Below are 13,818 nucleotides of genomic sequence, written 5' to 3' on the forward strand. Positions count from 1 at the left end.
CTCGCTCGCAGCATGGTGCCGCGCGGGTGCAGCAAGCTGCGCGCCGCGGGGCGGGATCCGGCCGAAAGGGCTTGGCAGGCTGGAAACCGTCGCACAGGGACCGATGGACGTCGGACACGAACCGGTGGGCGTCGGTCACGAACCGATGGATGCGCACGGATTCTCCGGCGCACGGATTCTCCGGCCACGAGCCGGCGGAAGCCGACACGACCGAACACGACCAGGGGGACTCACATGGCTGTTGCCGTACGGGAGGACGCGCTCGACTTCTCCGCGCTGACCGATCGCGAACGGGAGGTGCTGCTGCTGCTCGCGACGGGCGAGCAGAACCGCTGGCTCGCCCGCCGTCTGGGCATCGCGGAACGCACGGTACGGGCCCACACCGCCAGCATCGTGCGCAAGCTCGACCTCAAGTCCCGGTTCGAGGCGGCGATCGTCTCGCACCTGTACGAGGACGACATCAGGCAGACCTGCGGCTGACCTCCGCGGGAGACGTCACGAGGGCCCTGCCGGTACTGGGGAGTACCGGCAGGGCCCTTCCCGCCGTATGCCGGGGTCAGCCGGGCAGGAGGTCGCCGACCATCTCGATCGCCGACATCCACAGGGGCTGGGCGCCGGTGCCGAACGCGGCGGCGAGGGCGTAGCCGAGGGCCGCGTCCAGCGCCTCCGGCTCGGCGTCCTCGCGCCACTCCACCAGGACCCTCCCGTCGCCGCCGGAGGTGAAGTCCCCGAGGTACGACCCGGCCCGCACCAGCCGGCTGCCCGGGATGGAGTCGGGCACCAGCCGCCAGGAGCGCTCCGCGTACCGCACGTCGACGCGGTACGAGCGTCGGGTCAGCCGGCCCTTGGCGGGGTCGATCTCCGCCTTCTCGCCGTCGACGGTCAGGGTGAGCCGCGCACCGTCACGGGTGCCGACCGGGATGTGGTCCTCGCCCTCGGTCCCCTCGGCGCGCCACAGTTCCACCCGCGGCACCCGCTCGCCGGTCACCGTGACCTCGCCCCGCTCGCTGTCCAGCCGGACGGTCAGCGCGCCGAACCGGTCGTCGTCGACGGTGTGCTCGACCACGGGCTCGGGCCCGCTCTCCTCGTACTCGTCCGCGTCGTCGCGGCCGTGGTCGTCGCCGCGGTCGTCGTACGGGTGGTCCTCGTGGGCGTCGTACGCGTCGTCGTCCGTGTGCTTGGCGAGCGAGGTCGTGGGGGCCGGGTCCTTCGGCATTGCGGTGTTCCTTCGCTGTGTGGGGGTCCGACGGTGGTCAGTACGTCAGGTAGGACGGGGGGCGGTGCGCTCACGCTCCCGCGGCGGTCAGCTGGGTGGCGGCGAGGTCCCGGTACAGCTCGTCCCTGCCCAGGAGTTCCCCGTGCCGGCCATGGTCGCGCACCCGTCCGCCGGCGAGCAGCACCATGTGGTCGGCGGAGGTCACCGTGGACAGCCGGTGGGCGATGAGCAGCACCGTGCAGTGCGCGGCGGCCCGCTCCACGGTGTGCCGCAGCGCCGTCTCGCTGAGACCGTCGAGGTGGGCGGTCGCCTCGTCGAGCAGCAGCACCTGGGGGCGGCGCAGCAGCGCGCGGGCGATGGCGAGGCGCTGGCGTTCCCCGCCGGACAGGGCGAGACCGCGGGCGCCGACCTGGGTGTCGAGGCCCTCCGGGAGCCGGGCGACCAGCGTGTCGAGCAGGGTGTCCCGCAGGACCCGGGCGACCTCGTCGTCGGCCGCGTCGGGCGCGGCGTACAGCAGGTTCTCGCGGAGGGTGCCGGCGAGCATCGGGGTGTCCTGCTCCACGTACGCGATCCGGCGGCGCACCTCGGCGCGGCTGAGGGTCGCGATGTCGGTGCCGTCGAGGAGGACGCGCCCGGAGTCCGGCTCGTAGAACCGCTGGAGGAGCGAGAAGACGGTCGTCTTGCCGCTGCCGGAGGGGCCGACGAGGGCGGTGACGCCGCCGGCCGGGGCGACCAGGCCCACCCCGTCGAGGGTGGTGGCGCGCCCCGGATAGGCGAACGTGACGTTCTCCAGGGTGACGCGCGGCGGCGGACCGGCCGGGCGGGCCGGGGTCTCGTCGACGTCCGTCTCGATCTCCATCCGCTCGACCTCCTCGATGCGGGTGAGCGCGCCGAGGCCCTGCTGGAGCGAGGTCGTGCCGCCGACCAGGGACAGCACGGGGCCGCCCAGGTTGAACAGGTAGAGCAGGAAGGCGATCAGCGCGGCCAGGTCGAGGGCGCCGGTGGCGACCAGGGCGCCGCCGAAGCCGATGACCGCGAGGAACGACGCCTGGACGACCAGGGCGGAGAGCACGGCGATCGTGGCGTGGTAGCGGGCGCCGGTCAGGCCGGCCCGGTAGGCGTCCTCGGCGGCGGCCACGGCCCGCGCGGTCTCCGTCGCCTCGCCGCCGTTGGCCTTCACGGTGCGGGCGGCGCCGAGCGCGCGGTCGAGGGCGGCGCCGATCTCGCCGACCGAGGTCTGCGCGCGCGTGGTCACCCGGCGGATCCGCGGCATCACCACGCCCATCGCGACCCCGACCACCAGCAGCACACCGGAGGTGATGCCGAGCAGCGGCAGGCTGGTCATACCCATCAGGACGACGGTGGCGATCAGATGGACACCGCCGTCGAGCAGCTGGATCACACCACTGGTCGCCGCGTGCTGGACGAGCGTGCTGTCGGACGTGACGCGAGTGGTGAGACCGCCGGGCTCCGTACGGTCCAACTCGGCTGTCCGCAAACGGATCAGACGGTAGATCAGCCCTCGGCGCACATGCAGCACGACCTTCTCCGCCGTGCGCTCGCTCACCAGGGCCTGCGTCCAGGTCAGCGCGATGGAGACCGCCAACAGGGCCAGCATCAGCAGGAGTTCGCGGGTCAGGTCGCCGCCGGTCATCAGCGCCGTCAGCGACGACTCCACGACCATCGGCTGCGCGAGCCCCGCCGCGCTGCCGGCCAGGGTCAGGACGAGGATCAGCAGCAGCACCCTGCGGTGCGGGCGGGCGTGGGCGAGCAGCGCGCGGAGCGGGGGGCGGCGCGGGGGGTCGGCGCCCTGCGGGCCGTCGGTGGTCTGCGAGCCGTCGGGCGCCGGGGCGGGTGCCGGTGCGGGGGCGGGTGCCTTCGTGGGGTCCGGCGCCTTTGCGCGCTCGGGCGCCCGTACGGGCTCGGGCGTCTGTGTCAGCCGGGGCGGGGGAGGCTCGGGCCTCGCGGAGTCATGTGTGTTCACCCTGGACTTTCTACGCGTACGGGCGGTGCGGCGGTATTGGCGCTTGCGGCAATACCGGGCCCGGCCATGCCCGTTCGGGTCATGCCGACAGCGGTATTGCCGGGGACGGTCATGCCAGTGGCGGTATTGCCGGGTTCGGTCATGCCGGGGGCGGTCATGCCGCAACTGTCAATAGCGGGCGGCTTTTCCGGCGGGCCATGGTTGTCCCGTCGCCGAGCGGCACCGGCCGGGAAGCCGGAAAGCCCGGGAGGCGGCCGGGAATTCGGAGACCCGGAATTCCGCACCGTGACAATCAAGGAGAGAACCATGCAGTCGACGCAGAACGAGAAGGACCTGTTCGAGGGCTACACCGCCTACACCTCCGCCGAGGAACTGGGCCTGTACGACGGCAAGGACGCCGCGCCCGCGTTCAGCCCGACCATCCCGTGGGCGATCCGCGCCACCATCATCACCGCCCGCTCCTCGCAGCAGTGCGCCGCGGCCCTCGGTTCGCTGACCGCCCGCACGATCGAGAAGAAGTGCTGACGACCGGGCGACCGGAGCAGTGACCCGCGGGGAGGGGCCGGTGCCGGCCACCGGTCCCTCCCCGGGGCGGCGCGGCCCGCGCGACACACACCGAAAAGCATGTACGAGGAGGCGGGAATGGACCCCACAGGAGTCGCGGATCCCGGATTCCGCCGAGTGCTCCTCGTGGGCACCGGCGCGCTCAGCGTGGCATTCCTGCCGTTCTGGATCAACTGGCTGGGCAATACCTTTCCGGAAATGGAGAAACGGGTCGTGCTGACCCGTTCGGCGCGGCGTTTCGTCTCGGCGGACGCGATGTCCGCGCTCTGCGGACGGGAGGTCGTCACCGACGACTGGGCCGCGGCGGCGCCGGGCGCCGTCCCGCACGTCGAACTGGCCCGCTGGCCCGACCTCGTGCTCGTCCACCCGGCCACGATGCACTTCCTGGGCCGTTACGCGCTCGGCCTCACCGACACCCCCCTGCTGTGCGCCCTGCAGTCGACGTCCGCCCTCGTGGGCGTGGCCCCGTCGCTGCCGCCCGGCGCGCACCTCAGCCCCGTGGTCCAGGGGCACCTGGACACCCTGCGCGACCGCCCCGGCGTGGTCGTCGCGCCGACCGTGCCCGCCGTCAGCGCGAGCACGGGCGAGCTGGAGGACGGCGGGGCGCTGCCGCTGTCGGAGCTGATGGGCCTGTGCGTCGGCGCGTACGCGCGGGCCCGGTGCGCCGAGGGGGAGGACGCGTGACCGTACGGACGGCATCCGCGGCACGGACGGCACCGGTGACACCGGCGGCCCGCGTCGACGCTCCCGTCGCCGAGTTCGGCACCGGACTCCAGCTCACCCGTGTACGGCCCACGGCCGACGGACGCCACGCGTGGTGGCACGGGGCGGGATCCCGGCGGGCGGCCCCGCCGACGGCGCCCCTCGCCGCACACGTCCCCCTGCACACCGACGGCGCCCGGCTCGCCACCCCGGTGGTCTCGGACACGGGGCTCACCTACCTCGCCGACGGGCCGTACTCGGCCGCGGCCTGGCTCCGCGACCCGCGGCCGGCGGCCCGGCGGCTGGCCGCGCACGCGCTCGCGGCGGCGGGCGCGGCGCTGCGGGACCTGCACGCGACGCCCCCGCCGACCGGGGCGCCGCCGCCCGCGCTCACGCGACTGCGGCGCTTCGCCGACGGCACGGACGACGGCGACGGCGACCGGGCCGCCGTACGGCGGCTGCGGGAGCACGCCGTACGGGTGTGGGGTCCCGCCCGCCTCACGGTGCTCCGCTCCTGGTGCGCCGAGGTCGCGGCACCCGTGCCCGCGTCCGCCGCCGGGAACGGACACGGCGGCCGGGACCAACGCGGGGGCCGGGACGGGCACGGCGGCCGGGACGGGCACGGTCTCGTGCTCGTGCACGGTTTCGCCTCGCTCGGCGCGCTGATCCCACCCCTGAGCCGGGGTCCGGTGGCGCTGCTGACGGGCGAGGACCTGGGCGCCGCCCGGCCCGAGCTGGACCTGGGCTGGCTGCTCGGCGATCTGGCCGAACTGGCCTGGGCCCTGCCCGTGTGGGGCGAGGGGGCCGGCGTCGACCTGCCGGCCGTCCTGCTCGACGCGTACGGGCCGGGCGCGGACCGGGACCTCGCGGCCCGCGCCGCGGTGCTGCGGATCGCCGCGCACACGCGGGACTTCGCCGCCTACTGCGGCTGGAGCGACGAACTGGCCGACTACACCGCCTTCATCGCTGACCTGATCGACGAGGAGGGCCGCCGCGCGGTCCCCGGGGGAGCCACGACACGATGACGATCACCACCGACACAGCCACGAGGACGGACCCGGCGGAGCCGGTCCGCACCCGGCAGCGCTACCGGCCCACCGAACTGGGCACCGTGCCCGCCGTGAACGCCCTGCTGGAACGCCTCGGGCTCGGCCGGCTGGACACGGCCGCGGTCACCGCGTTCGGCGGCCGCAACGACAACTGGGCAGGGCCGACCACCACCGGCGAGCAGGTCTTCGTCAAGACGGTGACCCCGCTGCCGGACGGGGGCTTCCCCGAGCTCGAACGCGCGCTGAGCTTCGAGGAGTCGGCGACCCGATGGCTGCCCAGCGGCTCGCCGCTGCGCTCGCCGCGGCTGCTGGGCGCGGACCCGGCGGCCGGGGTGACCGTGCACCGGCTGGTGCCCGGAGCCCGTTCGGGGGCGGAGCTGGCGCTGGACGGGGAGTTCGACGACGCGCTGTGCCGGGCGGCGGGACGCGCGGTGGGGACGCTGCACTCGCTGCCGCCCGGGGACGGGCTCGACACCGGGGAGGCGCCGCTGCCGCCGCTGGCCTGGCTGCGCGCGCTGCCCTGGAGCGCCGTCCGGGAGCGCAGCATGGCGCAGATCGCCGCCTGGCAGCTCGTCCAGGACGACGCCGAGGTGGTCGACGCGCTGGCCCGGCTGCGGGAGGGCGAGGCGGGTGTGCCGCACGCGCCCACGCACTGCGACCTCCGCTTCGACCAGTTCATCGGCGCCGACGAGGGCCGCGGGCCGCTGTACCTGTGCGACTGGGAGGAGTTCCGGCTGGCCGACCCGGCGCGGGACGTGGGGGCGTTCGCGGGGGAGTGGCTGTTCCACGCGACGTACTCGGTGTTCGCGCCGACCGGGGAGGCCGTGACCGCCGGGGGCTCGGGGGACGGCGGGGACGGCGGGGACAGCGGGGACGGTGGGAACGAGCGGCGGGGCGCCGGGTCTGGATCCGGCTCCGCGGCGGACACGTTCGGCCTCGCGCACGAGGAGATCATCGCGCGGGGCTCGGCGAGCCTGCGCCGCCATCTGCCGCGCGTCCACGCCTTCTGGCAGGGCTACCTGGAGTGCCGGACGCCCGACCCCGGCCTGCCCGCGCGGGCCGCCGCCTACGCCGGCTGGCACATGTACGACCGCCTCATCGCCACCGCCGAGTCCCACGCCACGCTCAACCCGGTCGCCCGCGCCGCCGCCGGCATCGGCCGCACGGTCCTGCTGGACCCGGCGGGCGCGGCACGGACGCTCGGCCTGACCCTTCCGGCGACGGGCGCGGCCCGATGACGAACGCCGCCCGCGCCGGGGGTGACCCGCGCGCCGGGGGTGACCAGCGCTCCGCGCCGGTCCCGGCAGTCGCCCCGGTGCGCCGGAGGCCGAGCCGGGCGGGTCGCGCGGCTCCGTGCGCCTCGGCCGTTCCTGACCGCCCGGCCCCACGCACCCCGGCCCCGGCCGCAGCCGCGCCCGCAGTCCCGGCCCTGGCCGCAGCCGCAGCCGCAGCCCTGGCCACGGCTACGGCCCCGGCCCTCCGACCGTCCGGCCCGATCCCCGACCACCCGAACGGGAGCCACCACCGATGACCGCTCTCCCCCTCCTGGACCCCCCGGTGCCGGGCGCCTCCCCCGACGCCCGGCACCGGGGGCTCGCGCCCCGGCTGCGCACCGCGCTGGACGGCGTCGGCGTGGCGCCCGGTGCGCGCGAGGCCGCCGTCGCCGGGCGTACCGTCACCGCCGACAGCCCCCGTGACCTGCGGGGCCGCCTCACCAACGCCCTGTACGAGGAACTGCACGCGGGCCGCGACCGGGGCGGCCCGGCCGCCGAGGGCCCGCCGCCCCGCCGTACGCTCCGCGACCCCGCCCTGGAGGCCCGGCTCGCGGCGGCCGTGCCGCACACCACCACCCCCACCCGGGGCCGCCTCGTCGAGGTGCTCCACCGGCCCGACGGCGACCAGCTCGTCGTACGCCTCCCCGAGGTCACCACCCGCGTCCCGGCCGGGCGGCTGCTCACCCCGGCCACCCCGGCCGCGCCGCCCGCACCCGGCGACCTCGTCGAACTCGCCCTGGAGGCCGCGCGCCCCGCGCTCTCCCCCGGCTTCTTCTACGTCATGGGTTCACGCCCCCTGCCCCGCCCCGCCGGCCCCGTACGCCGCCTCTTCCTGCACGCGCGGGACGCGGACGCGGCGGTCGCCCTGTGGGGCACGGCGCTCGGCGCACTGGAGGAGACGGGCGCGCTGTACCACGCGAAGGTCCTCTCCGACCCGCAGGACTTCCCGCGCCGGGACTCCGTCGTCGTCTACCTGCACGGCGACCACCGCCCCGGCGAACACGCGGTCGCCACCGCCGTCGCCCCCCACGCGGGCACCCTCACCGGCGACGGCACGTCCGTCTTCACCGAGGAACTCGCCCCCGGCGTCGCCGCCGCCTGGGACCCCGAGGACCCGCGCCCCGGTCAGGACGGCATGAGCTTCGGCCAGCACCGCGCCTTCGCCCTCGCCGGCGGACTCGTCGCCCACGCGCTGTCCGACGGCGACGAGGACCGCGAGGCGTACGTCGTACGGGCCTTCCACGAGGCGGGCATCGACCCGCTGCACCCCCAGAACAATCTCGACACCCGCTCCGGAGGCGGACGATGACGACCAGTGTGGCCACCGAAGAGACCCCGGCGACCGGCCCGGACGCCGGCGATCCCGAGCCCGGCGCGGGGCTCGGCACCGCCCTGACCACGGCGTACAGCGACGCGCTCGCCGAGGTCTACGACGAGATCTACCCCGCCACCCCCGACCTGGAGGACATCGCCGACTTCCTCCTCACGCTCACCGCGTCCGGCGCGAGCGTCCTCGAACTCGGTGTCGGCACCGGCCGGGTCGCCCTGCCGCTCGCCGACAAGGGCTTCCGGGTGCACGGCGTCGACTCCTCCGCGGGCATGCTGGCCCGGCTGGCGGGCAAGGACCCCGAGGGCCGGATCACCCCCGTCCACGCCGACTTCGCCACCCTCGACCTGGGCCGCACCTTCGACGTCGTCCTCGCGCCCTTCAACTCCCTGTGCTGCGCGGTCGCCCCGGACGAGCAGATCGCCCTGATGCACGCGGTCGCCCGGCACACGGCGCCCGACGGGCACGTGGTCATCGAGACGTTCGACCCCAGCGACTACCACGTGCAGAAGAAGAACGAGATCAGCACGTACCCGATCGACGGGCGCGGCGCGATGATCGAGTCCATCGGCGTGCTGCCCGCCTCGCAGAACATGATGATCCACAACACGCTGTTCCTGGACGGTGCGGCTCCCAGGTCGGCCACCACGGTGATGCGTTACCTGTGGCCGAGCGAACTCGACCTCCTCGCCGGCATCGCCCGGCTGGAACTGTCCGCCCGCTACTCCGGCTGGCGCGAGCAGCCCTTCGACGGCGGTGACAGCCGGAAGATGTGCGTCTCCGTGTACCGGCCCCTGCGGTGAGCCTGCGGCTGGTCACCGAGGAGACCCCCGGCCGCGGCCTGGTGGCGGTCGCCCTCACCGTGGCGGCGGGCGGCGACCACGACCCGCCGGGACGCCACGGGATGGCGCACCTGGTGGAGCACCTGATGTTCCCCCGTGGTGACGGTGACGGTGACGGACACGGCGGGGGACGCGGCGACGGCGCGGCCGACGACATGGCTGCCGGCGCGGCTCGTGGCGCGGGGAGCGGGTCTGAGGCAGGAGCTGCGGCAGAGGGCTCGGACGGGGCCGGCGCCGTCGGTGCGGGGGGTGCCGGTGCGGGGGGTGCCGGTTTCGTCGCCCTCGTGCAGGAGGCCGGCGGGATGTGCAACGCCGAGACCCATCGCGACCACACCGTCCTGCACACCGTCGTCCCGGCCGACGCGCTGCCCGACGTCCTCGCCCTGGAGGCCCGGCGCCTCCTGCGGTTTCGGCCCGCGCCCGCCACCGTGCGCTCCGAGACGGCCGTCGTCGCCGAGGAGATCCGCGCGGCCGGGGCGGGCGCCCGTCTCTGGGACACCGTCCTGGCCGCCCTCCACCCGGGCGCCCGGCACGCCTACGGCACGACGGCCGAGCTGACCGGGGTGACGGTCGAGGAGACCGAGTCCTTCTTCCGGGCGCACTACCGGCCCGAGCGGGCGGTGCTGTCGGTCGTCGGCGACGTGGACGCGGGACGGGTGGCGGCCCTGGTGGAGCGGGAGTTCGGGACATGGGCCCCCGGGTTCCTGGCCGCCGTGCCACCCGCCACGTTTCCGCCCGCCATGGCGCCCCCTCCTCGTCCGGCCGCCGTGCCACCGCTCACGCGTCCGGCCGCCGTCCCCCGCACCCCCTCCGGTCACCTCCCCTCCGCGCACCGCTCGCCGCTCGGCGCGGCCTTCCCGTACGCCCGTGACGGGGTGGCCGTCGGCCACGCGCTGGCCGATCCGCGTGATGACTTCCGGCTGTACGTCGCCCAGGTCGTCCTCTGCGAACTGCTCCGCCGCAGCCGCCTGCCCCGGCTCGTGGCCACGGCACCGGAGGTGGACGCGGCGGCCGTCCAGTGCGGCTACCAGGGCCAGTGGCTGGCCTCCGCCGCCCCCGACCTCGCCCTCGTGCTGCTCGGCCGGGTGCCGGGGGCCGGTACGGAGGAGGCCGTGGGGCGGTGGCTGGGGGCGCTCGGCGAGCTGGCCGCGACCCCGCCGGCGGCGACGGAACTGCGGCGGGCGTCCCGCGTGCTGCGCGCCGGATGCCACCGTCAGTCCGACTCCCTCCCGGCCCGCGCGGTCACCCACGCCCGCGCGGCCCTGCTCCTCCCGCACGCCACCCCGGACGCGCTCCCGGCGCACCTCGCCGCCGTCACCCCGGCCGACGTGTCGACCGCCGCGCGGGCCCTGCTGGCCGCGCCCAGAACCGTCCACCCCCTGGAAGGACCCTCCGCATGAGCACCGCCGAGACCTTCCGCACGGTCCTCCCCAACGGCCTGGACACCGTCCTCGTGACCGTGCCGGGCGCCCCGCTCGCCGAGATCCGGCTCGTGCTGCCGTACGCCCGGACCGAACCCGGACTCGCCGCCGCCCGGGAGCTGCTCGCCGCGCACCTCGGGACGGCGACGACGACCCGTGACCGGCAGGCCGTGGCGGACCTGGCCGCCGATCTCGGCGGGGAGTTCAGCACCGTGGTGACCGCCGAGCAACTGGTGCTGTCGGCGAGCGTGCTGGCGGACGGACTGCGGGGCGCGCTCGCACTCCTCGCGGAGCTGGTGCTGCGCCCCGCCCTCCCGCCGCCGGTCGCGCGGGACGCCCGCAGGGGACCGACGCCCCCGCCCCGCCCGGCGGGCCCCCGTGGCGCCCTCCGCCGCGCCCAGCTGCGCCACGCCTTCGGCGCGCCGCACCCGCTGGTCGACGACACCCCGGACGGGGCGGACTCCCCGGACATCCGCGCGTTCCACCGCCGGGCCGTGGTCCCGCGGGGTGCCGTGCTGCTGGTGATGAGCGGGGAGGCACCCGAGCGGGTCCGGGCCGCCGTCGAGGCCGAGTGGGCGCAGTGGACCGGCGCGGGACCGTCGGGCCTGGTCCTGCCGCCCTTCCCGCGCACCGCGCCCACCCCCGGACGCCTCGCCCTGCACGCCCCGGACGTCGGCCAGGCGCTGCTGCTGACCGCCGGCCCCGCGGTCCCGGCGCCCGAGCCGGGGCACACCGCGCTCCACCTCGCCCAGGTCGTCCTCGGCGGCCACGCCTCCTCCCGGCTGACCCGGCGGCTGCGGGAACGCCACGGTCTGTCGTACGGGGTCGACGCGAGCATCCGGCAGAACGCCGCGGGCTGCTGGCTGGAGATCGCGTGCGCCGGCGCCCCCGGCACGGGCGACCGGCTCGCCGACGAGGTCACCGCCTGCCTCGCGGAACTGGCCCGCGGCGGCCCGACCCCCGAGGAGGTGCGCCGGGCCCGCCGCTACGCGGCCGGGTTCACCCGGTTCGCGCTGGCCACGCGCGCGGAGGAGGCGAGCGCCCTGGCGGGCTTCGTGGCGGCCGGGCTGCCCGTGGACTGGCTGACCACCTACCCGGACGCCCTCGCCGCGGTGACCGACGACCGTGTCGCCGAGGCCGCCGCCCACTACCTCGACCCGTCCCGCACCCTCGTGGCCACCCTCGACCACCACCCCTCGTGAGGACCCCGATGACGACGCCCGGACCCCGGCCGACCGCCGCGACGACAGCTCCCTCCCCGGCGCGGCAACGCCCCGCCGTCCTCTACCCCCTCCAGCCCGACCACCCCGAACTCGTCGCCCCGTTCGCCGCCTGCGTGGCCCGCACCGGGGCGCGGCGCCTGTGGCTCTGCCAGTCCTTCCGCGCCGAACCCCACCAGGTGCTGGCCCATCTGGCCGGAGCGGGGCACACCGTCCCCGTGGGCACCGCGGTGACGCTGCTGCCGCTGCGGCACCCGTACGAGGCGGCGCTCCAGGCCCGTTCGCTGGCGCTGCTCACCGGGCAGCCGGTGGTGGCCGGCTACGGCGTCGGCACGCCCGACTTCGCCAGGGCCCTCGCGCCGGAGCCGTACCGCAGCCCCCGTACGGCGGTCGGCGACTACGTCCGCTCCGTACGCGCCCTGCTGGACGGCGAGAGCGTGGCGTACGACGGCCCGTACCACCGGCTCCACGCCGAACTGCCCCCGGCCGGGCCGCACGCGCCCGTGGAGGTGGGGGCCGGGGTGCTCCGGCCCGGCATGGCGCGCACGGCGGGCGCGACGGCGGACGTCGCGATCACCTGGATGACCCCGCCGGCGTACGTCCGGGACGTGCTCGTCCCCCAACTGACGGCCGGCGCGGCCGAGTCGGGGCGTGCCGGCCGTCCCCGGATCGCGACGGCCGTGCACGTCGCCGTCGCCCGGCCGGGCCGCGACCCGCGCCGGCTGGCCCGGGTCGCCGCGGGCGCGCACCTGGACGCCCCGCACTACGCCGACATGCTGCGCCGCGCCGGCGTGGACACCGGCGCCGCGGACCCCGCCGCGGAACTGCTCCGCGCCGACGTCGTCGTCACGGGCACACCCCGGGAGATCGCCGCCACACTGGCCCGCTACCGGGCCGCCGGTGTCGACGAGATCCTCCTCAACCCCAGCGCCGTCCTGCTCACGGAGGGCGTGCACGCGGCGGTGGACGACATGGAGGAGATCATCGCGGCGATGGCGGGGTGACGGTCCCCGCGAGGGACAGCGGAACCGCCGTGAAGGCGACCTCGGCAGCGCCGCGCCGGTGGACGTAGTCGACGCGCAGGGTGTGCCGTCCGGGCGGGACCGTGACATCGACGCTCTCCGAGACCGATACCGGCACCGATACCGGGACCGGGACCGGGACCGTCGCCGGGACGGCCGTCGCGAGCGGCGACGCACCCGCCGACCCGCCCGGTGTCGCGAACGGCGTCGGGGCGTCGCCGCGGAGGTCGCTCCGCAGATGCCCGTCGAGGTACACGCGGACGCCGCCGCCCCGCCCCGACACGGTGAGGGTGAACGGACCGCCGGAACCGAAGTCCCGTGTCACGCTCCACCGCACGCCGAAGCGGTCGTCCGGCAGCCCCGGCGCGGGCGCGTCGGTGCCCCAGTCCTGGTCGATCGCGCTGTCGCAGTCCGTCGTCAACGGCGTACCCGAGAACGACGTGTTCGCGAACATCTGCCGTTTGAACACCGACGGCGCACAGGTCACGGCCGCCTCGGCGGTCAGCGCGTACACCCCGCCCATCGCCGCGGCGATGACGGTCGCCACGGCGGTGGTCCCCACCCGCCGCCGACGACGCCCACGGCGCCACCGACGCCCCGTCCTCCCGGACGCGGAACGAGAACCCTCGGACATCACTCGCAGCCCTTTCGACCCACAGACACGGAACGAATGACCTTCGGCGTGGGGGTGGTGGGGCGCTACGGCGCAGGTGGGGCTGCTGGGACGCCTGAGCGCGTAGCGGCGAGGATAAGGGATGCCTCCATGGGTGGGAACGGGGGGCCGCATGCCGGAACGACTGGCGGTGGTTGTCAGGTCGCGCGGGCCGGGGCCGGCTGTTCGCGCCCCCAGGCGGCCAGCGGCTGGAGCGCGTCGTTGAGGCGGATGCCGGACTCGGTCAGCGAGTACTCGACGCGCGGTGGCACCTCGTCGTAGGAGACACGGTGCACGACACCGGCGGCCTCCAGCTCCCGCAGATGCGAGGCCAGCACCTTCTCGGTGATCCCCGGGAGCAGCCGGCGCAGTTCGCCGAAGCGGCGGCAGGGCTGCTCGTGGAGCGCCCAGAGGATGAGCACCTTCCACTTGCCGCCGATCACCTCCATCGCGGTATCGATGCCGCAGACGTGTCCGTCCGGTGTGCCCGGCCGGTTCAGCGTCGTCATGCCCCACCCTTTCCCACGTGCTCGCTCACCGCGGGG

Annotated in this window: 14 protein-coding genes; 10 read left to right on the plus strand and 4 right to left on the minus strand. The window is 75.9% G+C overall.

Annotation, left to right across the window (positions count from 1 at the left end):
* Window positions 1-234: 234 nt before the first annotated feature.
* Complete coding sequence (locus GSY65_RS19985) at window positions 235-480, plus strand: helix-turn-helix domain-containing protein (RefSeq protein WP_159770668.1); 246 nt, start codon at window positions 235-237, stop codon at window positions 478-480.
* 76 nt (window positions 481-556) lie between these two features.
* Here GSY65_RS19985 and GSY65_RS19990 read toward each other — a convergent pair whose 3' ends face one another.
* The gene (locus GSY65_RS19990; RefSeq protein ID WP_236579914.1) at window positions 557-1,216 is read right to left on the minus strand and encodes a hypothetical protein; all 660 of its coding nucleotides are present in this window, start codon (window positions 1,214-1,216) and stop codon (window positions 557-559) included.
* Window positions 1,217-1,286: 70 nt separating this feature from the next.
* Window positions 1,287-3,200 carry an ABC transporter ATP-binding protein gene (locus GSY65_RS19995; protein WP_443043240.1) on the minus strand — a complete coding sequence of 638 codons (1,914 nt, stop codon included), beginning with the start codon at window positions 3,198-3,200 and terminating at the stop codon, window positions 1,287-1,289.
* Window positions 3,201-3,506: 306 nt separating this feature from the next.
* On the opposite strand from GSY65_RS19995, the gene lxmA reads away from it, so the two are divergent.
* From lxmA to lxmJ, 9 genes are all read left to right on the plus strand, one after another.
* On the plus strand, window positions 3,507-3,725 hold the full coding sequence (gene lxmA, locus GSY65_RS20000; protein ID WP_055513948.1) for a lexapeptide family class V lantibiotic: 219 nt from the start codon (window positions 3,507-3,509) through the stop codon (window positions 3,723-3,725).
* A 117-nt stretch (window positions 3,726-3,842) separates the two neighbouring features.
* Entirely contained in the window at window positions 3,843-4,448 is a 606-nt protein-coding gene (lxmD, locus tag GSY65_RS20005) for a peptide terminal cysteine decarboxylase LxmD (protein ID WP_159770671.1), read from the plus strand.
* Window positions 4,445-5,491, plus strand: a complete 1,047-nt coding sequence (locus GSY65_RS20010; RefSeq protein ID WP_201452600.1) for a hypothetical protein — start codon at window positions 4,445-4,447, stop codon at window positions 5,489-5,491. Before lxmD ends, GSY65_RS20010 begins: the two co-directional genes overlap by 4 nt.
* Complete coding sequence (locus GSY65_RS20015; RefSeq protein WP_159770674.1) at window positions 5,488-6,753, plus strand: phosphotransferase; 1,266 nt, start codon at window positions 5,488-5,490, stop codon at window positions 6,751-6,753. The genes GSY65_RS20010 and GSY65_RS20015 overlap by 4 nt, the downstream gene beginning before the upstream one ends.
* Window positions 6,754-7,042: 289 nt before the next feature.
* A complete protein-coding gene (locus tag GSY65_RS20020; RefSeq protein WP_159770677.1) occupies window positions 7,043-8,098 on the plus strand; it encodes a T3SS effector HopA1 family protein in 1,056 nt (351 codons plus the stop codon).
* Window positions 8,095-8,919 carry a class I SAM-dependent methyltransferase gene (locus GSY65_RS20025; protein ID WP_236579916.1) on the plus strand — a complete coding sequence of 275 codons (825 nt, stop codon included), beginning with the start codon at window positions 8,095-8,097 and terminating at the stop codon, window positions 8,917-8,919. Before GSY65_RS20020 ends, GSY65_RS20025 begins: the two co-directional genes overlap by 4 nt.
* Window positions 8,916-10,358 carry a M16 family metallopeptidase gene (locus GSY65_RS20030; protein ID WP_159770680.1) on the plus strand — a complete coding sequence of 481 codons (1,443 nt, stop codon included), beginning with the start codon at window positions 8,916-8,918 and terminating at the stop codon, window positions 10,356-10,358. The genes GSY65_RS20025 and GSY65_RS20030 overlap by 4 nt, the downstream gene beginning before the upstream one ends.
* Window positions 10,355-11,581, plus strand: coding sequence for a M16 family metallopeptidase (locus tag GSY65_RS20035; protein ID WP_159770683.1), 1,227 nt, complete (start codon window positions 10,355-10,357; stop codon window positions 11,579-11,581). The genes GSY65_RS20030 and GSY65_RS20035 overlap by 4 nt, the downstream gene beginning before the upstream one ends.
* An 8-nt stretch (window positions 11,582-11,589) precedes the next feature.
* Window positions 11,590-12,603, plus strand: coding sequence for a F420-dependent peptide dehydroalanine reductase LxmJ (gene lxmJ / locus GSY65_RS20040; protein WP_159770686.1), 1,014 nt, complete (start codon window positions 11,590-11,592; stop codon window positions 12,601-12,603).
* On the opposite strand, the gene GSY65_RS20045 is transcribed toward lxmJ, so the two are convergent.
* Both GSY65_RS20045 and GSY65_RS20050 read right to left on the minus strand, forming a co-directional pair.
* Window positions 12,581-13,168, minus strand: coding sequence for a PA14 domain-containing protein (locus GSY65_RS20045; RefSeq protein WP_328707504.1), 588 nt, complete (start codon window positions 13,166-13,168; stop codon window positions 12,581-12,583). The genes lxmJ and GSY65_RS20045 overlap by 23 nt on opposite strands.
* 263 nt (window positions 13,169-13,431) lie before the next feature.
* Complete coding sequence (locus tag GSY65_RS20050) at window positions 13,432-13,782, minus strand: winged helix-turn-helix transcriptional regulator (RefSeq protein WP_159770692.1); 351 nt, start codon at window positions 13,780-13,782, stop codon at window positions 13,432-13,434.
* Between the last annotated feature and the right edge of the window lie 36 nt (window positions 13,783-13,818).

It is taken from the genome of Streptomyces sp. HM190 (assembly GCF_009857135.1).
GTDB classification, from domain to species: Bacteria; Actinomycetota; Actinomycetes; order Streptomycetales; family Streptomycetaceae; genus Streptomyces; species Streptomyces heilongjiangensis.

Coding starts and splice junctions, on each gene's coding strand:
- lxmJ (WP_159770686.1), top strand. CDS start 11,590: ATGACGACGCCCGGACCCCGGCCGACCGCCGCGACGACAGCTCCCTCC.
- GSY65_RS20050 (WP_159770692.1), bottom strand. CDS start 13,782: ATGACGACGCTGAACCGGCCGGGCACACCGGACGGACACGTCTGCGGC.
- GSY65_RS20025 (WP_236579916.1), top strand. CDS start 8,095: ATGACGACCAGTGTGGCCACCGAAGAGACCCCGGCGACCGGCCCGGAC.
- GSY65_RS20015 (WP_159770674.1), top strand. CDS start 5,488: ATGACGATCACCACCGACACAGCCACGAGGACGGACCCGGCGGAGCCG.
- GSY65_RS20035 (WP_159770683.1), top strand. CDS start 10,355: ATGAGCACCGCCGAGACCTTCCGCACGGTCCTCCCCAACGGCCTGGAC.
- GSY65_RS19985 (WP_159770668.1), top strand. CDS start 235: ATGGCTGTTGCCGTACGGGAGGACGCGCTCGACTTCTCCGCGCTGACC.
- lxmD (WP_159770671.1), top strand. CDS start 3,843: ATGGACCCCACAGGAGTCGCGGATCCCGGATTCCGCCGAGTGCTCCTC.
- GSY65_RS19990 (WP_236579914.1), bottom strand. CDS start 1,216: ATGCCGAAGGACCCGGCCCCCACGACCTCGCTCGCCAAGCACACGGAC.
- GSY65_RS20020 (WP_159770677.1), top strand. CDS start 7,043: ATGACCGCTCTCCCCCTCCTGGACCCCCCGGTGCCGGGCGCCTCCCCC.
- lxmA (WP_055513948.1), top strand. CDS start 3,507: ATGCAGTCGACGCAGAACGAGAAGGACCTGTTCGAGGGCTACACCGCC.